This window comes from Enterobacter sp. SORGH_AS_0287 (assembly GCF_031453695.1).
Classification (GTDB): domain Bacteria; phylum Pseudomonadota; class Gammaproteobacteria; order Enterobacterales; family Enterobacteriaceae; genus Enterobacter; species Enterobacter ludwigii.
In genome coordinates, this window is the sequence record NZ_JAVIZW010000001.1 from 862,682 (window position 1) to 886,322 (window position 23,641).

General features: G+C 57.5%; 18 protein-coding genes. 12 read left to right on the forward strand and 6 right to left on the reverse strand.

Going from position 1 to position 23,641, the window contains the following annotated elements; all coding sequences use genetic code 11:
- Window positions 1-2 precede the first annotated feature (2 nt).
- A complete protein-coding gene (sirB1, locus tag QE396_RS04075; RefSeq protein WP_014170496.1) occupies window positions 3-812 on the forward strand; it encodes an invasion regulator SirB1 in 810 nt (269 codons plus the stop codon).
- A gap of 36 nt (window positions 813-848) precedes the next feature.
- Window positions 849-1,703 carry a 3-deoxy-8-phosphooctulonate synthase gene (gene kdsA / locus QE396_RS04080; RefSeq protein WP_014170494.1) on the forward strand — a complete coding sequence of 285 codons (855 nt, stop codon included), beginning with the start codon at window positions 849-851 and terminating at the stop codon, window positions 1,701-1,703.
- A 93-nt stretch (window positions 1,704-1,796) separates the two neighbouring features.
- Here the strand turns inward: kdsA and chaA are convergent, their stop codons facing one another.
- Window positions 1,797-2,891, reverse strand: a complete 1,095-nt coding sequence (gene chaA, locus QE396_RS04085; protein WP_020882349.1) for a sodium-potassium/proton antiporter ChaA — start codon at window positions 2,889-2,891, stop codon at window positions 1,797-1,799.
- Between the two features lie 269 nt (window positions 2,892-3,160).
- Between chaA and chaB the strand changes: the two genes are divergently transcribed.
- Together chaB and QE396_RS04095 are read left to right on the forward strand one after the other, a co-directional pair.
- Window positions 3,161-3,391, forward strand: a complete 231-nt coding sequence (gene chaB / locus QE396_RS04090) for a putative cation transport regulator ChaB (protein WP_020882350.1) — start codon at window positions 3,161-3,163, stop codon at window positions 3,389-3,391.
- A gap of 177 nt (window positions 3,392-3,568) precedes the next feature.
- Window positions 3,569-4,264, forward strand: a complete 696-nt coding sequence (locus QE396_RS04095; protein ID WP_020882351.1) for a gamma-glutamylcyclotransferase — start codon at window positions 3,569-3,571, stop codon at window positions 4,262-4,264.
- A gap of 40 nt (window positions 4,265-4,304) precedes the next feature.
- Here the strand turns inward: QE396_RS04095 and QE396_RS04100 are convergent, their stop codons facing one another.
- The 3 genes from QE396_RS04100 to QE396_RS04110 all read right to left on the reverse strand — a co-directional run bounded on the left by QE396_RS04100 (window position 4,305) and on the right by QE396_RS04110 (window position 7,000).
- Window positions 4,305-4,544 (reverse strand): DUF1883 domain-containing protein, encoded by a 240-nt coding sequence (locus tag QE396_RS04100; RefSeq protein ID WP_014170489.1) that lies wholly within the window; start codon window positions 4,542-4,544, stop codon window positions 4,305-4,307.
- Window positions 4,545-4,755: 211 nt separating this feature from the next.
- Window positions 4,756-6,540 carry a methyl-accepting chemotaxis protein gene (locus QE396_RS04105; protein ID WP_020882352.1) on the reverse strand — a complete coding sequence of 595 codons (1,785 nt, stop codon included), beginning with the start codon at window positions 6,538-6,540 and terminating at the stop codon, window positions 4,756-4,758.
- Window positions 6,541-6,646: 106 nt separating this feature from the next.
- Entirely contained in the window at window positions 6,647-7,000 is a 354-nt protein-coding gene (locus QE396_RS04110) for a DsrE/DsrF/TusD sulfur relay family protein (protein ID WP_020882353.1), read from the reverse strand.
- A 73-nt stretch (window positions 7,001-7,073) separates the two neighbouring features.
- Between QE396_RS04110 and nasR the strand changes: the two genes are divergently transcribed.
- The 7 genes from nasR (at window position 7,074) to QE396_RS04145 (ending at window position 19,391) form a co-directional block, all read left to right on the forward strand.
- Entirely contained in the window at window positions 7,074-8,258 is a 1,185-nt protein-coding gene (nasR, locus tag QE396_RS04115; protein WP_020882354.1) for a nitrate regulatory protein NasR, read from the forward strand.
- Between the two features lie 228 nt (window positions 8,259-8,486).
- Window positions 8,487-9,734, forward strand: a complete 1,248-nt coding sequence (locus QE396_RS04120; RefSeq protein ID WP_020882355.1) for a CmpA/NrtA family ABC transporter substrate-binding protein — start codon at window positions 8,487-8,489, stop codon at window positions 9,732-9,734.
- 2 nt (window positions 9,735-9,736) lie between these two features.
- The gene (gene ntrB / locus QE396_RS04125; protein ID WP_014170482.1) at window positions 9,737-10,618 is read left to right on the forward strand and encodes a nitrate ABC transporter permease; all 882 of its coding nucleotides are present in this window, start codon (window positions 9,737-9,739) and stop codon (window positions 10,616-10,618) included.
- Between the two features lie 9 nt (window positions 10,619-10,627).
- The gene (locus QE396_RS04130) at window positions 10,628-11,416 is read left to right on the forward strand and encodes an ABC transporter ATP-binding protein (RefSeq protein ID WP_020882356.1); all 789 of its coding nucleotides are present in this window, start codon (window positions 10,628-10,630) and stop codon (window positions 11,414-11,416) included.
- Window positions 11,417-11,427: 11 nt separating this feature from the next.
- Entirely contained in the window at window positions 11,428-15,414 is a 3,987-nt protein-coding gene (nirB, locus tag QE396_RS04135; protein WP_020882357.1) for a nitrite reductase large subunit NirB, read from the forward strand.
- Window positions 15,411-17,909 carry a nitrate reductase gene (locus QE396_RS04140; protein ID WP_047366385.1) on the forward strand — a complete coding sequence of 833 codons (2,499 nt, stop codon included), beginning with the start codon at window positions 15,411-15,413 and terminating at the stop codon, window positions 17,907-17,909. Before nirB ends, QE396_RS04140 begins: the two co-directional genes overlap by 4 nt.
- A 75-nt stretch (window positions 17,910-17,984) precedes the next feature.
- Entirely contained in the window at window positions 17,985-19,391 is a 1,407-nt protein-coding gene (locus QE396_RS04145) for a YchO/YchP family invasin (protein WP_047366386.1), read from the forward strand.
- 3 nt (window positions 19,392-19,394) lie between these two features.
- Here the strand turns inward: QE396_RS04145 and narL are convergent, their stop codons facing one another.
- Both narL and narX read right to left on the reverse strand, forming a co-directional pair.
- Window positions 19,395-20,045 (reverse strand): two-component system response regulator NarL, encoded by a 651-nt coding sequence (gene narL / locus QE396_RS04150; RefSeq protein ID WP_003856701.1) that lies wholly within the window; start codon window positions 20,043-20,045, stop codon window positions 19,395-19,397.
- The gene (gene narX / locus QE396_RS04155; RefSeq protein WP_047366387.1) at window positions 20,038-21,834 is read right to left on the reverse strand and encodes a nitrate/nitrite two-component system sensor histidine kinase NarX; all 1,797 of its coding nucleotides are present in this window, start codon (window positions 21,832-21,834) and stop codon (window positions 20,038-20,040) included. The genes narL and narX overlap by 8 nt, the downstream gene beginning before the upstream one ends.
- A 309-nt stretch (window positions 21,835-22,143) precedes the next feature.
- On the opposite strand from narX, the gene QE396_RS04160 reads away from it, so the two are divergent.
- Window positions 22,144-23,541 carry a NarK family nitrate/nitrite MFS transporter gene (locus QE396_RS04160; protein ID WP_020882361.1) on the forward strand — a complete coding sequence of 466 codons (1,398 nt, stop codon included), beginning with the start codon at window positions 22,144-22,146 and terminating at the stop codon, window positions 23,539-23,541.
- Window positions 23,542-23,641 lie beyond the last annotated feature (100 nt).

Sequence of the window (23,641 nt, forward strand, 5' to 3'; positions counted from 1 at the left end):
TCATGAGGTCCTTAGCCGATTTCGAATTTAATAAAGTGCCGCTTTGCGATGGTATGATCCTGATTTCGGAGATGATCCGCGACGATTTTACGTCGCAATACGTCTACGAAGAGCTGGAGAATCTGGTCAGCCTGGCGCGTGAAGAGATCAATCAGGCGCGCCCGCAGGACTGGCAATTAGAGAAGCTGCTTGAGCTTTTCTACGGCGAATGGGGTTTCTGCGACACGCGTGGCGTGTATCGTCTGTCTGACGCACTATGGCTGGATCAGGTCTTGAAAAATCGTCAGGGCAGCGCGGTTGCGCTGGGTTCCATTTTGCTGTGGGTCGCGCATCGTCTGGATATTCCACTGGTGCCGGTCATTTTCCCGACGCAGATGATCCTGCGAGCGGAGTGGCTGGACGGTGAGATGTGGCTCATCAATCCGTTTAACGGCGATACGCTGGATGAGCATACGCTGGACGTCTGGTTAAAAGGCAATATCAGCCCGGTTGCCGAGCTCTTTAATGAAGATCTCGACGAGGCGGATAACGCCGAGGTGATCCGTAAACTGCTGGATACGCTGAAATCTGCGCTGATGGAAGAGCGTCAGATGGAGCTGGCATTACGTGCCAGTGAAGTGCTGCTGCAGTTTAATCCGGAAGATCCGTACGAAATCCGCGATCGCGGGCTGATTTATGCCCAGCTTGATTGCGAGCATGTGGCGCTGAACGATCTGAATTATTTCGTTGAGCAATGCCCGGAAGACCCGATCAGCGAAATGATTCGTGCGCAGATCAACGCGATCTCGCACAAACAAATTACACTGCATTAATCTTAATTCCGATTCACACCTGAATAAGGCGATCCTATGAAACAAAAAGTGGTTAGCATTGGTGATATCAACGTGGCAAACGACCTGCCGTTCGTGCTGTTTGGCGGTATGAACGTGCTGGAATCCCGTGATCTCGCGATGCGTATCTGCGAGCACTACGTGACCGTGACCCAGAAACTGGGTATCCCGTACGTGTTTAAGGCCTCTTTTGACAAAGCCAACCGTTCCTCCATTCACTCTTACCGTGGCCCGGGCCTGGAAGAGGGGATGAAAATTTTCCAGGAACTGAAACAGACCTTTGGCGTGAAAGTGATCACCGACGTGCACGAAGCTTCTCAGGCGCAGCCTGTTGCGGACGTTGTCGACGTTATCCAGCTGCCGGCGTTCCTGGCGCGTCAGACGGACCTGGTGGAAGCGATGGCGAAAACTGGCGCGGTCATCAACGTGAAGAAACCTCAGTTCGTGAGCCCTGGCCAGATGGGTAACATCGTCGATAAATTTATCGAAGGCGGCAACGATAAAGTGATCCTGTGTGACCGTGGCGCAAACTTCGGTTATGACAACCTGGTCGTTGATATGCTCGGCTTCAGCGTGATGAAGAACGTGTCCAACCAGTCTCCGGTCATCTTCGATGTGACCCATGCGCTGCAGTGCCGCGACCCGTTTGGTGCAGCTTCTGGCGGCCGCCGTGCGCAGGTCACCGAGCTGGCGCGCGCCGGTATGGCGACTGGCCTGGCCGGTCTGTTCATTGAAGCGCACCCGGACCCGGACAACGCGAAGTGCGACGGCCCGTCCGCATTGCCGCTGGCTAAACTGGAGCCGTTCCTGAAACAGATCAAAGCGATTGACGATCTGGTGAAGAGTTTCGACGAGCTGGATACCAGCCACTAATAAAAAAACCCGCTTCGGCGGGTTTTTTTTTGGCTATTCCTCTCCCGATGGAAGAGGTGTCGGGTGTGGCCTCAGAGCCTCACCGAACAACGCTTAGGCAAATATCGTCATCAGATAGGCCACAAACAGCGCCATGTGCGCCGCGCCGTTCAGCACGTTGGTGCGCCCGGTCGAGAAGGATATCTGACACAGCAGCAGTGAAGCCACCATCACAATCATCTCTGGCGCACCCAGCGCGAACTGCAGCTCGTTACCGGTCATAAAGGCAATCAGCGTCACCACCGGCACGGTGAGTGAGATAGTCGCCAGGACCGAGCCAAAGAACAGATTCATTGCGCGTTGCACCTGATTGTTCAGCACCGCCCTCAGCGCCCCCAGACCCTCAGGCGACAGGATAAGCAGCGCCACCAGGAAACCGGTAAACGCGACCGGAGCATTCAGCTCGGTTAACAGCGTCTCCAGCGGGTTGGCGTTCATTTTGGTCACGGCGATAACCGCAATCAGATGTACGATCAGCCAAACCGTATGCCACGCGCTGCTGTGAGCCGATGGCTTACCGTGATGCGGGTCGTCGCCGTCATCTTCATGTTCATAGACGAACAGGCTCTGGTGCGTTTTGGTCTGAATCAGCAGGAACACGCCGTACATAGCTGCGGAAATCAGCGCAACCAGCAGCGCCTGACCGGTTGAGAAGTTGGCCCCCGGCAATGCCATCGGGAAGACCAGCACAATAATCGCCAGCGGGAAAAGGGCAATCAGATACTGTTTTATGCCGAACAGATTCATGTACTGGGTCGCAAATTTGCGGCCGCCCAGTAACAGTGAAAAGCCCACCAGACCACCTGTCACAATCATAATGATGGAGTAGAGGGTGTCACGCATCAGGGTCGGTGCGGCGTCACCGGTCGCCATCAGCGCGGAAATCAGGCTGACTTCGAGGATAACCACCGAAAGGCTGAGAATTAGCGAGCCGTAAGGCTCACCCAGGCGGTGGGCTAATACGTCCGCATGGCGAACAACGCTAAAGGCGCTGGTTAAGATACCCACCAGAGCAAGAATATTGATACCAACTACCACTGGCAGTGACTGACTGCTTCCCCAGAAGAGCAGCACAGCCAGTGCCAGGACCGGGAAAATGAGTGATGTCTCCTTGTGGCGGGTCTTCACCGCCTCGTGTGCTGCTGTCATGTGCTTCTCCATCAATGCAGGTGCTTGTAATTATAGATAGAATTTTCGGTCATTAAATTAACAGATCTCTGTTAAATACCCTTGATTTTTTACTCAATTTTACTGTTTGTAATGTTTTGGCTTTGTGGTGTCGATAATGTGTTGTGTTCTGTAATTAATCCTTTAATAACATAATATTAAAATTATCATTTACGCATAATTCTTAATTGACTGGCACCATGCCGTATCGTCGTCCACACTTATCTTTTTAACCAAAAGAGGGGTTAGCGATGCCATATAAAACGAAACGCGAATTACCAGACAGCGTGCAACACGTATTGCCCGCGCACGCGCAGGATATCTACAAAGAGGCTTTTAACAGCGCCTGGGAACAGTACAAAGATAAAGAAGATCGACGTGATGATGCCAGCCGTGAAGAGACCGCGCACAAAGTCGCCTGGGCCGCAGTAAAACATGAATATGAGAAAGGAGACGACGATAAATGGCATAAAAAGAAATAGCCGTGAAATCATTCGCTGCCTTCGTTTTGACTTTTCAGGCGGTTGAACTTCCGTTGTATTGCAACTGGCCCGTGAATTGCTTATCGTTACTCAACTGCTGGCAAAATGACCAGCACACAATGCCGGGAAGGCGGATTACAGATGTCGCAAGGAAGCATGCAGTGGCGGAGGTGGAAAGTGTTAACGCGTGATTTCTTAATGAAGGCAGATTGTAAGACGGCATTTGGTGCTATTGAGGAATCGCTTCTCTGGTCAGCTGAACAACGTGCGGCGTCGCTCGCTGCCACGCTGGCGTGCCGCCCGGATGATGGCCCGGTATGGATTTTTGGCTACGGTTCGCTGATGTGGAACCCGGCTCTCGAATTTGTCGAATCGGCAACAGGCACACTTCCTGGCTGGCATCGCGCATTTTGTTTGCGCCTGACGGCCGGTCGAGGTAGCGCGTGTCAGCCGGGACGCATGCTTGCACTAAAAGAGGGCGGACGCACCACGGGGGTGGCCTACCGCCTGCCGGATGCAACGCTGGAAGACGAACTGACGCTGCTGTGGAAGCGCGAGATGATCACCGGCTGCTATATGCCGAGCTGGTGCAAGCTGGAACTCGATGACGGACGTACCGTTAACGCGCTGGTGTTTATTATGGATCCGCGCCATCCGCTGTATGAAGCGGATACCCGCACGCAGGTCATTGCCCCGTTGATCGCTGCCGCCAGTGGACCGCTGGGCACCAACGCGCAGTATCTCTTTTCGCTCGACCAGGAGCTGACGCGCCTCGGCATGAAGGACGATTGTCTGAATGAGTTGGTGGTGAAAGTGAAAGCGCTGCTGGAAGGGAACCCGCTGAATAATACGCTGCGTCCCGGTTTTGCCTGAGAATGCGCCCGGCTGCGTGAGCAGACCGGGCGTTTGTCTCTTATGCAGCAACGTAGCTTACGGAATGCTCCAGTGACTGGCTATGGCTGTCAATCAGGACATCCCACGTGCCGGTGTACGGCACGGTAAGCCATGCCTTGTCATCCTGCACGGTCAGGATATCCGCCTGCGAGTGTTGTTGTGCTTTCGAACTCATCAAATGAATGCGGCAGCGCTCAGAACACCGCACCACGACCGTATCCCCGCCAAACAATTTCAAACTTGTTTTTACCAGTGCCATTTTTTACCCCGTAGTCTTAAACAACGCTCTCCCTGCTGCCATATCCGAGCGTGATATTGTTCACAATTCACTCATGGCATAACACCAAAGGGGGAGGGTGAGGATGCTGACTTTGATCAAAAAATGGCGTAACGATTAAACAAAAATGACAAAATTCCTGAAAATTTACTCTGGCGCGCGTTTTGCCCGGTGAACGCGCGCCACCCTAAAATTAAATGCGGAAATGCCCGGCAGTTTCAGCAAGGTCGCCCGCCTGGCTCTGCAGCGCGCCGGCTGCAGCCGCAGATTGCACCACCAGTTCGGCGTTCTGCTGAACCATTCTGTCCAGATGGGTCACCGCATGGTTAATCTCCTGGATGCCTTTCATCTGCTCGCTGGTGGCGATGGAGATTTCACGCATGATGCCCGACACGCTACCGATGCTGGAGCGGATTTCGTTCATGCTTTCCCCGGCCAGATGAACGTAGCGGGAGCCGGTGGCCACGCTGTTGGTGGTGGAATCGATAAGCGTTTTAATCTCTTTCGCCGCCTGCGCGCTGCGGCTGGCCAGATTACGCACCTCGCCGGCCACCACGGCAAACCCACGGCCTTGCTCTCCGGCGCGTGCGGCTTCCACCGAGGCATTCAGCGCCAGGATATTGGTCTGGAAGGCAATCCCGTCAATCACGCTGGTGATGTCGCCAATCTTCGCGGAAGCCACTTCAATGGACTGCATGGTGCTGATGGCCTGAGATACCACCTCGCCCCCGCGAGCCGCCGCCGCAGAGGCCTTACTCGCCTGGTCATTGGCTTCAGCCGCAGACTCGTTCGACTGGGTTACTGACGCGGTGATCTCTTCCACGGCGCTGGCCGTTTCGCGAAGGCTGGAGGCGGCCTGCTCGGTACGCCCTGAGAGGTCCTGGTTACCTGCCGCAATTTCCCGCGCGGCGTTTTTCACCGATGCGCTGGCATCCCGCAGTTGTACCATCACCACCGAGAGCTTGTCGCTGAAGGCGTTAAACGCCTGCGCTATCTGCGCCACTTCGTCATCGCCGCTGTCCGGCAGGCGTTGCGACAGATCGTTAGTGCCGTTCGCAATGTTATGCATCGCATCGCGAATGTCAGACAGGCGCTTCAGCAGACGCGCAATCAGGAAGTGAACAATGGCGCCGCTGAGTAAGGCCAGAATCACCAGCGAGATGGCCGAGGCTTTCAGCAGCGAGCGCATTCCGGAGGTGGCATCGCCTGTGTCCAGGGCAACAACCAGCATCCAGTTCGTACCCGGCACGGCGGTTGCCACGAAGGTTTTTTCGGTGCCATTGAAGGTCCCGTTTACCGGTTTTCCACTTTTCAGCGCCGCAAAGTCAATGCCTTTGAGGGTTTCGGCGAACGGTTTAAGCGTCAGGGCAGGGTCGCTGGCGGCAATGACGGTGCCATCGCTATTCAGCAGCAGCCCGCTGCTTGCCGGGGTTGGGTGGATCCCGCGCACGTTAGCAACCACGCTGTCCATCGCCACATCGCCAGCCACCACGGCTTTCAGGGTACCGTTTTCTTTCACCGGCACGGCAAACGTCACCACCAGTTTTCCGCTACCGGCGTCGACATATGGCGCGGTCACGACCGGGCTATCCTGGCTTACGACCTGCTGATACCAGGGACGGATCGTGGGGTCATAATCCGCCGGTACGCCCGCGGGTTCAGAGAATTTCGCCGTTTTGCTGGCATAGCCAACATAGACGTTAGTGAACCCACCCGCCTGGGCAAGCTGTTTAAAGACCGGAACCGGATCGTCACTGAGCGCAACGGTTTGTGCGGAGGCGATAACCGTCATTTTGCTCTTCACCCAGTCCGCAATCGCCATGTTATGGCTGGCGCTGGTGCTGGTCAGGATGTCGCGCTGTGACTGCTGGTTATCCTGGCGTGTGACCTGAAAATTGATGACAGTATTAAGAAGAAGGGCGACGACCAGACAACCTGTCGTCGCGGCAATGATGCGTGCACGAATGGATCTGAACATAAGTGAAATACCTGCTGTGTTGTTTCCATGCCTATCGGCAACCCTGCAGGTAAACTTGATGCTGAAACCGCGTCCATAAGAAAATAATATTTTTACGGGTTTATTATTAAAAAGTTAATACTTTATCGGCGCGCAGAGTCCACTCGGCCAGTTCAACGAGCGTGCCGATTTCCACACCTTCAATCAGCGGCAATCCGGTGATGCCGCGCCCGTCGGTGCAGGTCTTGCACAGTTTGACCGGAACGTTTTGCGCGGTCAGGATCTCCAGCATCTGCTGGATGTTGTAGCCTTCTGCCGGTTTTTGTCCCTTCAGCCCGGCGGTGACCGCATCCGACATTAAAAAGAGCCGTAACTCCAGTTCACTCTCTTTATCACGTAGCGCGATCGCCAGACGCAGGCTGTTAAAAAGGGATTCGCTGCCGTAAGCCGCACCGTTGGCGACGATAACAATCTTCTGCATGTTGACTCCTGTTCTTTTAAAAGGCACGAATATTGCTTAGCTATCCGGGGTTTCGCTGTCCGGGAGAGTAAGCATGACATTTATGGCTGGCATTTCGCCAGGTGCGACCGAATGGCTCCAGCGTGCAAGGTCGATGCGCCGGGAGCAACTGAGCAGGCTGGCACAGCTTGGCGTGCTGGTTAACGCCATCAGTCTGCTGGTGCATATGCTGCAGTGCGAGCGTGGAGCCTCTAACGTCTGGCTCTGCTCACAGGGTAAGCTGTACGCTGCCGAATGCAAAGCGAGCCGGGCGCTGGTGAATGAAAACCTCACTACGCTTTATGACGTTCTGGATAATCACTCCCCGTTCCAGGGCAGCGGCGTGTGCGAACGTATAGCCGCCGCGCTGCTCAGTCTGGATAACCTGTCAGCCCTTCGTGACGGCGTTATTCAGCAAACCATCACGGCCCCGCAGGCGATGGATCACTATTGTCGCATCCTGCGTCATCTGCTCAGTATCGTACCGCAGCTTAATGACAGCATTGACGATCCGCAAATCGCAGGCCGTTTTGTCGCGCTTTATAGCCTGATGCAGGGTAAAGAGCTGGCGGGACAAGAGCGGGCGCTGGGCGCCATTGGCTTCACGCAGGGCTATTTTGACGATGGCATCCGTCAGCGGCTGGTGGACCGGATTGACGGACAGCAGGCCTGCTTCGAGATTTTCATGACCCACAGCACGGCGGATGTGCAAACCACCTTTTCCCAGAATTGCCAGCCTGACCGTGAGACGGAGCAACTGAGGCGCGTGGCCTGTACCCGCCAGCCAGCCGCTGACAATGGCCATACCGCACTGGCCTGGTTTGCTCTGCAAACGGCACGCCTTGAGCATCTGCGCACCCTGGAGGAGATGGTTATCGCCGATCTGATGATCGCGGTGGACGAACGTATCCATCGACAGGAGGACTACACGCTCCCGGCTGAGGAACAGGACGATCCGCTGGCCTCTTACCCCGATAAGCCCTTGTTAACCCTGGTTCGCCAGCAGGCGCGCGAGATAGAACAGCTTTCCCGTCAGCTTGCGTCACTGCGCGATACGCTCGAAGAGCGCAAAACCATCGATAAAGCGAAAAGCGTACTGATGACCCATCAAAAGATGAGTGAGGAACAGGCATGGACGGCGCTGCGTAAAATGGCGATGGACAAAAACCAGCGCATGGTGGATATCGCCCGTGCGCTGCTCACCGTGAAGAGCTTGTGGCAGGTAACCCCTAAGGAGTAGCTGCACAATCAGTGGGCATTTAGTGCCTGATTGAGGTGCGCGGTCGTGGAGAAATCCCGGTAAACGCCCGGAAAACAGGGCAGTAAAACCTGGCATTCCCTTTGCATTATCTGATTAACCATTTTTGACGGTGTGCCAACGGCGGTGCATCTGTCTTCGGGATAAAGGCGTCCAGCGGTGCTTTGGCACGGGTGGGCGCTTTTTTTTGTCTTTTTTTCAGGAGTGGTCATGGCGGATTTGTCGAGACGGCGGTTTTTACAGGCCAGCATGCTGGCGAGCGGCGCCATGTTGTTACCGGGCATCATGCAGGCCGCGTGGGCGGCAGGCTCGGATAAACCGGAGCAGGAGACGGTGCGCATCGGGTTTATACCGTTAACCGACTGCGCGCCGGTGGTTATCGCGGCGCTGAAGGGGTTTGATAAAAAATATGGCATCACCATCGTGCCAACCAAAGAGGCAAGCTGGGCAGCCGTGCGCGATAAGCTGGTGGCCGGCGAACTGGACGCCGCCCACATTCTTTACGGCCTGCTGTACGGGCTGGAGCTGGGGCTTGCCGGTAAGCCACAGCAGATGGCAAACCTGATGACCCTGAACCAGAACGGTCAGGCCATCACGCTCTCCAGCGATCTGGCAGAGAAGGGCGTTCGCGATCTCGACGGGCTGAAAACGCTGATTGGGCAGCAGGTACCCGGCACTTACACCTTCGCACACACTTTCCCGACCGGTACGCATGCGATGTGGTTGTACTACTGGCTGGCCAGCGCGGGCATTAATCCGTTCGATGACGTCCGGACCGTGGTTGTGCCGCCGCCGCAAATGGTGATGAACATGCGGATTGGCAACATGGTCGGCTTTTGCGTTGGTGAGCCGTGGAATGCGCGCGCCATTAACGACCGCATCGGGTTTACCGCCGCAACGTCCCAGTCGATCTGGGCCGATCATCCGGAAAAAATTCTTGGCACACGCCGCGACTGGGTGGAGAAAAACCCGAACACCGCGCGGGCGCTGGTGAGTGCGGTACTGGAAGCCGCACGCTGGATCGATGCATCACCAGACAACAAACGTGAGACCGCCCAAATCCTCGCTCGCCGGGCGTGGCTGAACACCAAAGAGCAGTATCTCACCGGACGGATGCTGGGAGAGTACGACAACGGGCTTGGCCAGCGCTGGCAGGATGCGCATCCGATCCGTTTCTTCAACGAGGGCGCCGTCAGCTATCCGTACCTCTCCGACGGGATGTGGTTTTTAACCCAGTTCCGCCGCTGGGGCTTGCTCAAATCGGCGCCGGATTATGCCGCCATCGCGCAGCGCATTAACCAGACCTCGGTCTGGCAGGATGCCGCCACGGCGGTGCGAGGCATATCCATCCCGTCATCATCATATCGCAGCAGCACCCTGATGGACGGTACCGTCTGGAACGGTACCGATCCGGACGGTTACGCCAACCGCTTCGCTATTCACCGTAAAGGGGCCTGATTATGCAGCATCTGCACAGCACGAAATCGAAAGACGAGACGCCGGCGAGCGGGGAAGTGATTACCCTCCCTCCGGTGCAGGTTCGCCGCCGCGCACCGACGTTCACGCGACGGATGAATGACCTTCTGCAGCGCGTGATCCCGGCGCTGCTGGGGCTCGGGTTACTGGTGTTGCTCTGGCAGCTGGCCGCGATCAACAGCAAAGGGTTCCCGACGCCGCTCAGCACGCTGGATTCCGCATTAACGCTCTTCGCTGACCCGTTTTACCGCGACGGGCCAAACGATATGGGTATCGGCTGGAACGTGCTCGCTTCGCTGCAGCGCGTGGCGGTGGGCTTTGGTCTGGCGGCGCTCGCGGGGATCCCGCTCGGTTTCCTGATCGGTCGCTTCACCTTTTGCTCGCGCATGTTCAGCCCATTGATTGCACTGTTACGCCCGGTCAGTCCTTTAGCCTGGCTGCCTATCGGCCTGCTGCTGTTCCAGAAAGCGGAGCCCGCCTCCAGCTGGACCATTTTTATCTGCTCAATATGGCCAATGGTGATTAACACCGCCGAAGGGGTACGTCGTATTCCGCAGGATTACCTTAACGTTGCCCGCGTGCTGCAGCTCTCCGAGTGGACCATCATGCGGCGGATCCTCTTCCCGGCCGTGCTGCCCGCGGTGCTGACCGGGGTTCGCCTATCTATTGGCATCGCCTGGCTGGTCATTGTCGCCGCCGAGATGCTCACCGGTGGGCTGGGGATCGGCTTCTGGATCTGGAATGAGTGGAACAACCTCAACGTCGAAAACATTCTCATCGCCATCGTCATCATTGGCGTGGTCGGGTTGCTGCTGGAGCAGGGGCTGATGCTGATCGCCCGTCGCTTTAGCTGGCAGGAAAAATAAGGAGCGAAGATGAAACCATTAATTCAGGTCCAGGCCGTGAGCCAGCGTTTTTCTACCGCCAGCGGCGAGTTTCTGGCGCTGCAGAACGTCTCTTTTGATATTCACGAAGGCGAAACCGTGAGCCTGATTGGCCACTCCGGGTGCGGCAAATCGACGTTGCTCAACCTGATTGCCGGGATCACCCTGCCGACCGAAGGTGGGCTGATTTGCGATAACCGCGAAATCGCCGGGCCAGGACCGGAGCGTGCGGTGGTGTTTCAGAACCATTCTCTGCTGCCGTGGCTCACCTGCTTCGACAACGTTGCGCTGGCGGTGGATCAGGTCTTTCGCCGCACCATGAACAAGGCGGAGCGCAAGGAGTGGATTGAACACAACCTCGATCGCGTCCAGATGGGGCATGCCCTGCACAAACGGCCTTCGGAAATCTCCGGCGGCATGAAACAGCGCGTTGGCATTGCCCGTGCGCTGGCGATGAAGCCGAAGGTCCTGCTGATGGATGAACCGTTTGGCGCGCTGGATGCGCTCACGCGCGCGCACCTGCAGGACTCGGTGATGCAAATCCAGCAGGCGCTGAACACCACCATCGTGCTTATCACCCACGATGTGGACGAGGCCGTGCTGCTCTCTGACCGGGTACTGATGATGACTAACGGCCCGGCGGCCACCGTCGGCGAGGTGCTGCACGTTGACCTGCCTCGCCCGCGCAATCGGGTTCAACTGGCGGACGATAACCGTTATCACCATATGCGTCAGCAGATCCTCCATTTCCTCTATGAAAAACAGCCTAAAGCGGCGTAACGGAGGCGGTAATGCGACTGATCGTTATCGGTAATGGGATGGCCGCAACACGGCTGATTGCCTCGCTGACCGAGCGTGCGCCCGGTCGCTTTACGATCACCGTGTTTGGCGAGGAGTCGGAACACGCTTACAACCGCATCATGCTCTCGCCGGTACTGGGCGGGGAAAAACAGGCGCAGCAGATCCGCCTGCAGGATGACGCCTGGTATCACGCACGGGGTGTGACGGTACGACGAGGCGAAAAGGTGCTCTCCGTGGATGTTGAGAAACGCGAGGTCCGTACCACAGCAACCACGCTGGCCTGGGACGAACTGGTCTTTGCCACCGGGTCGACGCCTTTTGTACCCCCCATTCCGGGCGGTGACGCTCCGCATGTCTTCACCTTTCGTACGCTGGCCGATATCCGCGCGATTCAGGAGAACCCGGGGCCAGCTGTAGTGCTGGGCGGTGGGGTGCTCGGCGTCGAGGTCGCTGCGGCACTGGCCCGGTCTTGTGACAACGTCACGCTGGTGCATCGTGGTGCCTGGCTGATGGAACAGCAGCTCGATCGCCAGGCAGGCGTTTTGCTTGAAGAGGCGCTGGCGGAGCGCGGCGTTCGCTGCGAACTGTCATCGGGAATGACCGCCATTGCGGCGGATGCCGTGACGTTACACAACGGACGCAAGATTAACGCCTCTCGCGTGGTGCTGGCGACCGGCGTGCAGCCTAATGTCGCACTGGCAAAAGCCAGCGGCATTCACTGTGTCCGCGGCATTGTGGTTAACCACCAGATGCAGACCTCAGTCCCGGCGATCAGCGCCATCGGTGAGTGCTGCGAAATCGACGGCCAGACGTTCGGCCTGGTCGCACCTTGCCTGGCGCAGGCAGATATCCTCGCCGCCCGGCTGGCTGGGGAGGCTAGCACGCCATTTGCCCTGACCGACAGCGGCATGCGCCTCAAAGTGCCCGGTGTGGAGCTGTTCAGCGCCGGGCGAGCAGAGGTTCTGCCGGACGATGTGGTCTGGAGCGCCTGGGATCCGCTGACCCGTCACTATCGCCGTTTGTTACTGCATTGCGGTGCGCTTGCTGGCGTGCTGCTGATGGGGGATTGCCGCAGTGCGGCAACATTCACCGATTTACTGGCAACGGCTGCGCCCGCCCACGCGGACTGGCTGTTCAATCGATTCATTACGCAACCGCAGGTTGCAGGACAAAACGCTATGACAAAACCTACGCTGGTGGTGGTTGGACACGGTATGGTCGGCCATCATTTTCTCGAAGACTGTGTGAAGCGCAATCTGCACCGGCAGTACCAGATTATCGTTTTTGGCGAAGAGCGCTATGCCGCCTACGATCGTGTGCATTTGTCAGAGTATTTTGGCGGACGAAGCGCAGAATCGCTCTCACTGGTGGACGGTGATTTCTTTGCTGAACACGGCATTGAGCTTCGCCTCTCGCAGCAAATTGTGAGTATCGATCGCGACGCACACGTCGTGCGTACCGCCAGTGGGCATGAAACCCACTGGGACAAACTGGTGCTGGCGACCGGCTCGTACCCGTTTGTGCCTCCGGTACCGGGCAGCACGCTGCCGGGCTGCTTTGTTTACCGTACGCTGGACGACCTGGATAACATCGCCGCGCAGGCAAAGCAATCCCGTCGCGGGGTGGTCATTGGCGGTGGCCTGCTGGGACTGGAAGCCGCGAATGCCCTGAAACAGCTGGGCCTGGAAACGCATGTAGTGGAGTTTGCGCCACACCTGATGGCGGTACAACTCGACAACGACGGCGCGGCCATGCTGCGCAAAAAAATCGAAGCGCTTGGCGTGGGCGTTCACACCAGCAAATCCACCACCGACATCGTCTCTGCGAACGGCGGGCTGGTGATGCGCTTTGCGGACGGTGAACAGCTGGAAACTGACATCGTGGTCTTCTCTGCAGGTATTCGCCCGCAGGATGCACTGGGGCGCAGCAGTGGCCTGGCGACCGGAGAGCGCGGCGGGATTTGCATTGATAACCAGTGCCAGACTTCCGATAAAGACGTGTTCGCTATCGGTGAATGTGCGCTGTGGGAGGGTAAAATTTTTGGTCTGGTCGCCCCGGGTTATCAGATGGCGCGGGTGGCATCGGCCACGCTGGCTGGAGAGGCGAGCGCCTTTACCGGGGCTGACATGAGCACCAAACTGAAGCTGCTGGGGGTAGATGTGGCCTCGTTTGGCGATGCCCATGGAAGAACACCCGGCGCGCTTAGCTATCAATGGACGCATGGTCCGCAGCAAATCTATAAAAAGATCGTGGTCAGTGAGGACAATAAAACCCTGTTGGGCGGTGTACTGGTGGGGGATGCCAGCGAATATGCGACCCTGGTGCAGATGATGCTCAACGGCATAGCGTTGCCCAAAGAGCCTGAAACGCTGATTTTACCTTCCTTCGCCGGGAGCGCGCCAAAAGCCCTCGGCGTGGCGGCACTGCCTGACAGTGCGCAGATCTGCTCCTGCCATAACGTCAGCAAAGGTGATATCTGCCAGGCGGTAAGTGCCGGTGCCGCGGATATTGGAGCCATAAAACAGTGCACCAAAGCCGCGACCGGTTGCGGAGGATGCAGCGCGCTGGTGAAACAGGTGATGGAGTACCAGCTTGCGGAGCAGGGCGTGGAGGTGAAAAAGGACATCTGCGAACACTTCCCGTGGTCGCGTCAGGAAATCTATCACCTGGTGCGCGTCAATCATATTCGTACCTTCGACCAGCTTATCAGCCGTTACGGGCAGGGGCACGGTTGCGAAATCTGTAAACCGCTGGTGGGGTCAGTGCTCGCCTCCTGCTGGAATGAGTACCTGCTGAAACCGGCACATCTACCGCTACAGGACACCAACGACCGTTATTTTGCCAATATTCAGAAAGACGGGACGTACTCCATCGTGCCCCGGATGCCTGCAGGGGAAGTGTCGGCCGACGGCTTGATAGCTATCGGCCAGATCGCCAAACGCTACCAGCTGTACAGCAAAATCACGGGCGGACAGCGTATCGACCTCTTTGGCGCCACGCTCGACCAGCTGCCGGCGATCTGGCAGGCGCTGGTGGAGGCCGGATTTGAGACCGGTCACGCATACGGTAAATCCCTGCGCACGGTGAAATCCTGCGTCGGGTCGACCTGGTGCCGCTATGGCGTGCAAGATTCCACGCGTCTCGCGGTCACGCTTGAGCACCGCTATAAAGGCTTACGCGCGCCGCACAAAATTAAAATGGCCGTGTCCGGTTGTACCCGTGAATGTGCGGAGGCTCAGAGCAAGGACGTGGGCGTCATTGCGACCGACAAAGGCTGGAACCTTTATCTCTGCGGTAACGGCGGCATGAAACCGCGCCATGCGGATCTCTTTGCCAGCGATCTGGATGACGAGACGCTGATCCGCACCGTCGACCGCTTCCTGATGTTCTACATCCGCACGGCGGATCGCCTGCAGCGTACCAGTACGTGGATGGACAATCTGGAAGGGGGGATCGACTACCTGCGCGAGGTGATTCTTCACGACAGCCTGGGCATTGCGCACGAGCTGGAACAGGAGATGGCCCGCGTGGTGGAAACCTACCAGTGTGAATGGCAGACCACGCTTAACGATCCGAGCCGTCTGGCGTTGTTCCGTACCGAAGTGAACCGTCAGCCGGTGGAGGAGAATAAACGCTGGCAAGCGGTCTGCGCTATCGATGAGATCCCTGAGCAGGCGGGGATCGGCGCCCGGCTGGGGCGAAAACCGATTGCGCTTTTCCGCTTTGGTCAATCTGTCTATGCCCTCGACGACCTCGAGCCGGGCAGCACAGCAAACGTGCTTTCACGCGGTATTCTCGGCGATGCTGCCGGCGAGCCGGTGGTCATCTCTCCGATCTATAAGCAGCGTATCCGTCTGCGCGACGGCTGTCAGGTCGATAACGGGGAACCTGCGGTGCGCGCCTGGCCGGTGAAAATAGAAAACGGTCGGGTGTGGGTCGGGAACGACGCGCAGATCTTGCGTGCGGAGGCGTCATGAATGAAACCCGAACGACGTGCCCTTACTGCGGGGTGGGCTGCGGCGTGATCGCAACGGTAGAGGGTGAGAAAGTTACCGTGCGCGGAGATGAACGCCATCCCGCCAGTTTTGGACGCCTGTGCGTTAAAGGCTCGGCATTAGGCGAAACGACCGGTCTGCAGGGGCGACTGCTGCACCCGATGGTCGACGGGCAGGAGGTGGAATGGTCCCGGGCGCTGGCGGCGGCTGGTGAACGGCTGCAGACCATCATCGACACCTGGGGACCGCAGGCGGTGGCGTTTTACGCCTCCGGCCAGCTGCTGACCGAAGACTATTACGCCGCCAATAAGCTGATGAAAGGGTTTATCGGTGCGGCAAACATTGATACCAACTCGCGGCTCTGTATGTCGTCCGCGGTGACAGGCTACAAGCGCGCGTTTGGTGAAGATGTGGTGCCGTGCAGCTATGAGGATGTGGAAAACAGCGATCTGGTGGTGCTGGTCGGGTCGAATGCGGCATGGACCCATCCGGTGCTGTATCAGCGGCTGGTACAGGCGCGCCAGAACAACCCTGCGATGAAAGTTGTGGTCATCGACCCACGCAAAACGGCCACCTGTGATATCGCTGACCTGCATCTGGCACTTACGCCCGGCAGTGACGCCGGGCTGTTTGTCGGTTTACTCAATCTGATTCAGGGAACCGACGCGTGGCCCATCGCCCGGGTGGCTGAGTTTTGTGGCCTATCAACCGAGGACGTGGGGACCTTCTACGACTGGTTTGTGACTGCGCCGCGGGCCATCACGCTCTACACCATGGGCATTAATCAGTCCTCAAGCGGCAGCGACAAGTGTAATGCCATCATCAACGTCCATCTGGCCAGCGGAAAATTCGCCCGTCAGGGCTGCGGACCGTTTTCGCTGACCGGGCAGCCTAACGCGATGGGGGGGCGGGAGGTGGGGGGGCTGGCGAACCAGCTTGCCGCTCACATGAATTTCGAGCCGGAGTCTCTTTCGCGGGTGGCGCGTTTCTGGGGTACGGAAAGACTGGCCCAGACGCCGGGCCTGATGGCGGTGGAGTTGTTTGATGCGATCGCCCGCGGCGAAGTAAAAGCGGTGTGGATCATGGGCACCAATCCTGCCGTCTCGCTGCCGGACAGCCACGCGGTGTGCCAGGCGCTGGAACATTGCCCGCTGGTGATTGTCTCCGAGGTGATGCAGGAGACCGACACCAGCCGCTATGCCCATATCCGCTTCCCGGTGCAGGCGTGGGGGGAGAAAGACGGTACGGTAACCAATTCCGAGCGGCGTATTTCGCGCCAGCGCGCCTTTCTGCCGACGCCGGGAGAGACCAAACCGGACTGGTGGGTCATCGCCCGGGTGGCACAGGCGCTGGGCTATGGTGAAGCCTTCGCCTGGGAACATCCGCAGCAAATTTTTTGTGAGCATGCAGCGCTCTCGGCCTTTGAAAATGACGGCGCGCGGGCGTTTAACCTTCATGAACTGGCGTCACTTACCCGTGAGGAATGGGACCGGCTTGAGCCTTATCAGTGGCCAGCGGGGGCCTTTGCGCGCCGGGAAATTGTGCCGGTAGAGCCTCAGCCACACGGTGCGGCAATAAACGCGCTATACCCGCTGATTCTCAATACCGGGCGTATCCGCGATCAGTGGCACACCATGACCCGGACGGGGTACGTCCCGAAACTGATGCAGCATAGTGCTGAGCCGTGTGTTGAGATCGGCGCCGCCGATGCCATGCGCTTCTCACTGTGCGACGGACAGCTGGCGCGCATCAGTTCTCCGCGTGGGGTGATGCTGGCAAAAGTGCGTATCACTGACGGGCAGCGAGAAGGTGAGCTGTTTGTGCCAATGCACTGGAATGCCCAGTTTGCCCGCCAGGGGAAGGTGAATGCGCTGGTGGAGGGGCGCTGTGACCCGCTGTCCGGTCAGCCCGAGAGTAAACAGACGGCCGTCAGGATTATGCCCTGGCAGCCGGGCTGGCAGGGTGAGCTTTATGCCCGTGAACTGCCGGAGCTTCCCCCCTCTGTCTGCTGGTGGCGTAAAGTCTCACGTCTGACGGTGGCGGGGGATAAGCCGTTGCTGGCGTGGGTTATGCAGTACGCCAGTGAACGGGGCTGGCAGCTGCAGGTCGCGCAGACCAGCGAGCGCAGCAGCGTGCTGGCCTGGCATGACGGACAATTGATGCTCGGGTTCTGGGAAGGCACTGCGTTACCGACACTGGCGCACGCGGTAATTGAAGCCGCGTTTCGTTCACCTCCCGTGACGCTTGCTGAGCGCCACGCGTTGTTGAATGGACAGGGAACCGGGGACAGTGTCGATCCGGGCCGGATCATCTGCAGCTGTTTCAGCGTGGGGGAAACCGTCATACGCGAGGCGATTGGGGGAGGGTGTGATTCCGTCGCGGCGCTGGGTGCCAGGCTGCGCTGCGGAACGAACTGCGGCTCCTGTGTGCCTGAACTAAAAACAATGTTTCAGGATATTCCGGAAAATTCCTCTTAAGGCTGCAAAACGTGAGGAATAACGGTAAGGTACCCGGTGTTCTCACGTAAGCATCGGGTATTTCTTACGACGTTAATGGCTGTTTCATCTCATCTTCGTTTGCTTGCTTTACTCCCCCTCATTCCGGTCGGAGCCGTTCACGGTGCGCCGAATTCCTTTGTGCAACAGGCACAGAACCCCTTTGATAACAACGGGGATAATCTGCCCGATCTCGGCATGGCGGCGCCCACGACCGAGGGCGAAAAACATCTGGCAGAAATGGTGAAAGCGTTTGGCGAAGCCAGTATGACCGATAACGGCCTGACGACAGGCGAGCAGGCGCGTCAGTTTGCCTTTGGCAAGGTGCGTGACGCGGTGAGCGGCGAAGTGAACCAGCATATTGAATCCTGGCTTTCGCCGTGGGGGAACGCCAGCGTGAACTTGCTGGTGGATGACGACGGCAAATTTAACGGCAGCAGCGGCAGCTGGTTTATTCCGTGGAACGATAACAACCGTTATCTGAGCTGGAGCCAGCTTGGCCTGACGCAGCAGACTGACGGTCTGGTGAGCAATGCCGGCATTGGGCAGCGCTGGGTTGCCGGAAAATGGTTGCTCGGCTACAACACCTTTTACGACAACCTGCTGGATGAAAACCTGCAGCGTGCCGGGTTAGGTGCGGAAGTGTGGGGCGAGAACCTGCGTCTGTCTGCGAACTATTATCAGCCCTTTGCCGGCTGGCGCGATCGCTCTGACATTCAGGAGCAGCGCATGGCCCGGGGGTACGACGTGACCGCTAAAGCGTGGCTGCCGTGGTTCCATCACCTGAATACCAGCGTCAGCTTTGAGCAATATTTTGGTGATAACGTTGACCTGTTCAACAGCGGTACCGGTTATCACAACCCGGTGGCGGTCAATCTGGGGCTGAATTATACCCCCGTTCCGCTGGTGACCCTCACCGCCGGGCATAAGCAAGGGGAGAGTGGGGTGAGCCAGAATAATCTTGGCCTCAAACTCAACTACCGCTTTGGCGTGCCGCTGGTGAAGCAACTTTCTGCCAGTGAAGTCGCCGCCACCCGTTCTCTGCGCGGCAGTCGCTATGATTCGCCAGAGCGGGATAACCTGCCGGTGATGGAGTTCCGCCAGAGCAAAACGTTGTCCGTCTACCTGGCGACACCGCCGTGGGATCTTAAAGGGGGCGAAACCGTGATGCTTAAGCTGCAGATCCGCAGTAAGCACGGGATTCGCCAGTTGCACTGGCAGGGAGATACGCAGGCGCTGAGTCTGACATCGCCGGCCAACAATGCCAGCGAAGACGGCTGGAGCGTGATTATGCCTGCCTGGGATGACAGGGAAGGCGCGAGCAACCGTTGGCGGCTTTCGGTGGTGGTAGAAGATAATGATGGCAAGCGCGTCTCGTCCAATGAGATCACGCTGGCTGTGGCGCAACCGCTTGTGGCATTACCCACCGACGATCCGCGCTGGAAGCTGCTGCCGGATGAGTAATGCTTAAAAAATACGTTCCTGGTGTACCCATACCGCGGCTTCAACCCGGGATTTTAACTTCATTTTCTTCAGCATATGTTTCACATGCACTTTGACCGTGCTTTCGGTGATATCCAGGCGACGCGCAATCATTTTATTCGGCAGGCCCTGGGCAATCAGCTTCAGAATATCGCGCTCACGCGGCGTTAACTGGCTGACATCGCGATCCGAGGTGGCGCGGTTTGCCCGCAGGCTGGCGGCCAGCACCGGCGTTAAGGCTTCGCTCAGTACCATCTCACCTGCGGCGGCCTGTTGCAGGGCCTTGAGCAGATCTTCCGGCTCCATATCTTTCAGCAGGTAGCCGTCCGCGCCACGCTTGAGCGCCGTCACCACATCCTCTTCATGGTTCGAGACGCTAAAGACCACTACGCGTCCGGAGAGCGATTTTTCCCGCAGCTTGTCGAGCGTTTCCAGACCGTTCATGCCCGGCATGTTGAGATCGAGCAGGATCAGATCGGGATCAAGCGATTCGGCAAGCTCAATGCCCTGTTCGCCATTGCTGGCTTCGCCAACGACGGTGATATCGGGTGCCATGCTGACCAGCTGTTTAACGCCAGTACGCAGCATCGGATGGTCGTCGATCAACAGGATGGATGCCGGTTCCTGATTAGTCATGGGTTTCTCCTTGAGCAGTTGTGAGCGGTTTTTCGGGAATAAAGGTGACCACGACTTCCGTGCCACCTGTCTCTCGCCGGCGAACCTGGCAATCACCGCGCAGGCTTTGGGCGCGGTCTCGCATGATAATTAAACCATAATGGTTAGTTCTTTCGGCATTTTCCGGCACGCCGCAGCCGTTGTCATGAACCGTGAGCCTGACCTGATTATCGTGCTGGCTGACGGTAACGGTGACCGCCGTCGCGTCAGCATGTTTGAGCACGTTGCTCAGGGCTTCACGGGCGATCTGCAGTAAATGAATCGCCTGATGGGAGGGGACAAACCGCGGCGGCAGCTGATAGTCAAGCTTCACCGGGAACCCCAGTCGGGCGCTAAATTCATGGCAACTGGACTCCAGCGCGGGGCGCAGGCCAGGCTCGGTCAGCTGCAGGCGGAAGGTGGTCAACAGCTCGCGAAGCTGAATCCATGAGGTATTGAGTTCGTTGCGGATCTGGCTCAGCAGCTGTTTGTTGCTTTCCGGCATCTCCGCATCCTGCATCTGCAGACAGCTGACCTGCATTTTCATACAGGAGAGCGACTGGGCGATGGAGTCATGCAGTTCGCGCGCGATAGTCGCACGCTCTTCCATGACGATCAGCTGCTGTTGCTTTTCCTGATGGCGGTCGAGCGCCAGCGTAGCGGTCAGCTGTTCGACCAGCGTATCGACCAGCTGCTGCTGATCGTGGCTCAGATGCCGCCCGGCGGGCAACGTGGCCAGCAGGATACCGTACTGGGTATGGCTGTCCGTCAGTCGCCACTTCAGCGTCGTACCGCCGGAGGTCAGGGGCGGCAAGCCTCGCGGGCAAAGATGACAGCCTTTGTCATCGCAGGACATGTCGGACTGACAGGTAAATTCCTGATGATTATCTTCATCTTCCACATCGTAGACCCGCAGCTCCAGGTCATGCAGCAAGGTCAGATTTTGCAGGCCATTCAGCACCGGCGAGAGGCGTTCACATAACGGCACCTGCATATGCAGACGACGGTTGGCCTGCCACAGGAAGGAGAGAATTTCGTTTTTCTGCTCCAGCCCTGCCGTTTTCTCCTGCACGCGTTTTTCCAGCACGGCGTAGCTTTCTGAGAGTTCTTCCGACATGGTATTGAGCGCCTGGCCCAGCATCGCCATTTCATTACGCCCGCTGATATGCGTGCGCTGAGTAAAATCGCGTGCGGTTACCGCGCGGGCCATTGCCAGCAACTGTTTCCAGGGGTTCAACAGCCGGGCGCGCAGCCAAAGAATGGTGAAAATCAGCAGCAGCCCCATAAACAACGCCATGGCGCGGTGAACCATTAGCACCCGGTCGATACGCAATTCGGTGGTCTGATCGAAAGAGGAGACCAGCGCGTCAATGCGCGACACAAAGCCCGCGACGTCCCGTGCCACGGTCTCAGTATTGCGCGCCTGTTTCAGACCAGGCTGAAGCTGGGTGTGCCAGTAGTTTTGCAGGGATTTAAGCTGTGATTCCTGCCCGTCACGGATGGCGGCGCGTTCCAGCTCCGGGCTGAATGCGGTACGCTCCATTTCGTCGATAAGATGCTGATCGTCTTCCGTCAGCGGTACCGACGCCAGCAGGCGATAACTCTGCATGCGTAGAGAGCCTGCCTCGTTGATGGCATGCGCATTACCCTGTACGCCCTGTACCAGCCAGCCAGAAATCGCCATACCGGTCACACCGAGGGCGGTGGACAGCATAACGATCAGTGCCAACTGGTTAACCAGTGTTAGCGGAGATAAACATCTTTTTAACATAGAGTTGCCGGGCTCCTGACGTGGCCTGCTTGCAGGAATGGCGCTATTCTGGTGCATACCCAGGAGTATACCCATACCAATAAAGGATTACCCCTAAATTGCCAACGGAGTAAGCGGCAGGAGGAGGCGGTATCGGAGACGCTTCAGTGCCGTGAAAAACCACGTCTTTTTTACTGAAATAGCCTACTCACTAAGGATAAGGGCTTTTTTCGCGCTGTAAAACCTCCCACTTTTCCTTTGATTTATATCAACTTACCGCCGCCCTAAAACCCTAATGTTTGCAGCATCATTCGAGAATCAGAGGTGTCTATGAGTCACTCATCCGCTCCCGAAAGGGAAAATGGTGCCGTTATTACTGAATGGCGTCCAGAGGATCCGGCGTTCTGGCAACAGCGCGGCCATCGTATAGCGAGCCGGAATCTGTGGATTTCCGTTCCGTGTTTGCTGTTAGCGTTTTGCGTATGGATGTTGTTTAGTGCAGTGGCAGTCAATCTGCCAAAAGTGGGTTTTACCTTTACGACCGATCAGCTGTTTATGCTGACCGCGTTGCCGTCGCTGTCCGGTGCGCTGCTGCGCGTCCCTTACGCGTTTATGGTGCCGGTGTTTGGTGGTCGTCGCTGGACGGCGTTCAGTACGGGCATCATGATTGTACCTTGCGTGTGGCTGGGTTTTGCGGTGCAGGATACCTCCACGCCTTTCAGCGTGTTCGTGATTATCTCCCTGCTGTGCGGTTTTGCTGGCGCTAACTTCGCCTCCAGTATGGCGAACATCAGCTTCTTCTTCCCGAAAGCGAAGCAGGGCGGTGCGCTGGGTATTAACGGCGGTCTGGGAAACATGGGCGTAAGCGTGATGCAGTTAATTGCACCGCTGGCAATCTCTGTCTCCATTTTTGCAGCCTTTGGTGGCGGTGGCGTCGAGCAGGCGGATGGTTCTTCCCTGTACCTGCAAAATGCGGCGTGGATTTGGGTTCCGTTCCTGGTGGTCTTCACCCTGGCGGCATGGTTCTTTATGAACGATCTGTCGGCATCTAAGGCTTCGCTGAGCGAGCAGTTGCCGGTGCTGAAACGCGGCCACCTGTGGGTCATGGCGCTGCTTTATCTGGCAACCTTCGGGTCGTTTATCGGTTTCTCCGCAGGCTTTGCCATGCTGTCCAAAACACAGTTCCCGGAAGTGCAGATCCTGCAGTTTGCCTTCTTTGGTCCGTTCATCGGTGCCCTGGCGCGTTCACTGGGCGGGATGGTGTCTGACCGTCTGGGCGGAACACGCGTGACGCTGGTGAACTTTGTGATCATGGCTGTTTTCTGTGCGCTGCTGTTCCTGACGCTGCCAGCCAATGGCCAGGGTGGGAACTTTACCGCCTTCTTCGGCGTGTTTATGGTGCTGTTCCTGACGGCCGGTCTGGGTAGCGCATCGACCTTCCAGATGATTTCCGTTATCTTCCGCAAGCTGACGATGGATCGCGTTAAAGCGCAGGGCGGAAGCGAAGAGCAGGCCATGCGTGAAGCCGCGACGGATACGGCTGCTGCACTGGGCTTTATCTCTGCCATCGGCGCAATTGGCGGCTTCTTTATTCCGAAAGCGTTCGGTATCTCTCTGGACCTGACCGGCTCTCCGGCAGGGGCAATGAAAGTCTTCCTCGTTTTCTATATCGCCTGCGTAGTGATTACGTGGCTGGTATATGGCCGTAATACCAAGAAAAATAAGTAAGTGTGATTATCCGTTTGCGCGGCCTTCGGGCCGCGTTTTTTTATCACTACAGTAGTTACAACATACTGATGGTGTTTGAGGAACAATGCCTGCGGGTAAC

Excerpts from the sequence above, each read along its gene's own strand:
- QE396_RS04140 (WP_047366385.1), top strand. The coding sequence starts at position 15,411 with ATGAATGAAACCCGAACGACGTGCCCTTACTGCGGGGTGGGCTGCGGC.
- QE396_RS04145 (WP_047366386.1), top strand. The coding sequence starts at position 17,985 with ATGGCTGTTTCATCTCATCTTCGTTTGCTTGCTTTACTCCCCCTCATT.
- QE396_RS04120 (WP_020882355.1), top strand. The coding sequence starts at position 8,487 with ATGGCGGATTTGTCGAGACGGCGGTTTTTACAGGCCAGCATGCTGGCG.
- chaA (WP_020882349.1), bottom strand. The coding sequence starts at position 2,891 with ATGACAGCAGCACACGAGGCGGTGAAGACCCGCCACAAGGAGACATCA.
- narX (WP_047366387.1), bottom strand. The coding sequence starts at position 21,834 with ATGTTAAAAAGATGTTTATCTCCGCTAACACTGGTTAACCAGTTGGCA.
- QE396_RS04160 (WP_020882361.1), top strand. The coding sequence starts at position 22,144 with ATGAGTCACTCATCCGCTCCCGAAAGGGAAAATGGTGCCGTTATTACT.
- ntrB (WP_014170482.1), top strand. The coding sequence starts at position 9,737 with ATGCAGCATCTGCACAGCACGAAATCGAAAGACGAGACGCCGGCGAGC.
- nirB (WP_020882357.1), top strand. The coding sequence starts at position 11,428 with ATGCGACTGATCGTTATCGGTAATGGGATGGCCGCAACACGGCTGATT.
- sirB1 (WP_014170496.1), top strand. The coding sequence starts at position 3 with ATGAGGTCCTTAGCCGATTTCGAATTTAATAAAGTGCCGCTTTGCGAT.
- chaB (WP_020882350.1), top strand. The coding sequence starts at position 3,161 with ATGCCATATAAAACGAAACGCGAATTACCAGACAGCGTGCAACACGTA.
- QE396_RS04110 (WP_020882353.1), bottom strand. The coding sequence starts at position 7,000 with ATGCAGAAGATTGTTATCGTCGCCAACGGTGCGGCTTACGGCAGCGAA.
- narL (WP_003856701.1), bottom strand. The coding sequence starts at position 20,045 with ATGACTAATCAGGAACCGGCATCCATCCTGTTGATCGACGACCATCCG.
- QE396_RS04130 (WP_020882356.1), top strand. The coding sequence starts at position 10,628 with ATGAAACCATTAATTCAGGTCCAGGCCGTGAGCCAGCGTTTTTCTACC.
- kdsA (WP_014170494.1), top strand. The coding sequence starts at position 849 with ATGAAACAAAAAGTGGTTAGCATTGGTGATATCAACGTGGCAAACGAC.
- QE396_RS04105 (WP_020882352.1), bottom strand. The coding sequence starts at position 6,540 with ATGTTCAGATCCATTCGTGCACGCATCATTGCCGCGACGACAGGTTGT.
- nasR (WP_020882354.1), top strand. The coding sequence starts at position 7,074 with ATGACATTTATGGCTGGCATTTCGCCAGGTGCGACCGAATGGCTCCAG.
- QE396_RS04100 (WP_014170489.1), bottom strand. The coding sequence starts at position 4,544 with ATGGCACTGGTAAAAACAAGTTTGAAATTGTTTGGCGGGGATACGGTC.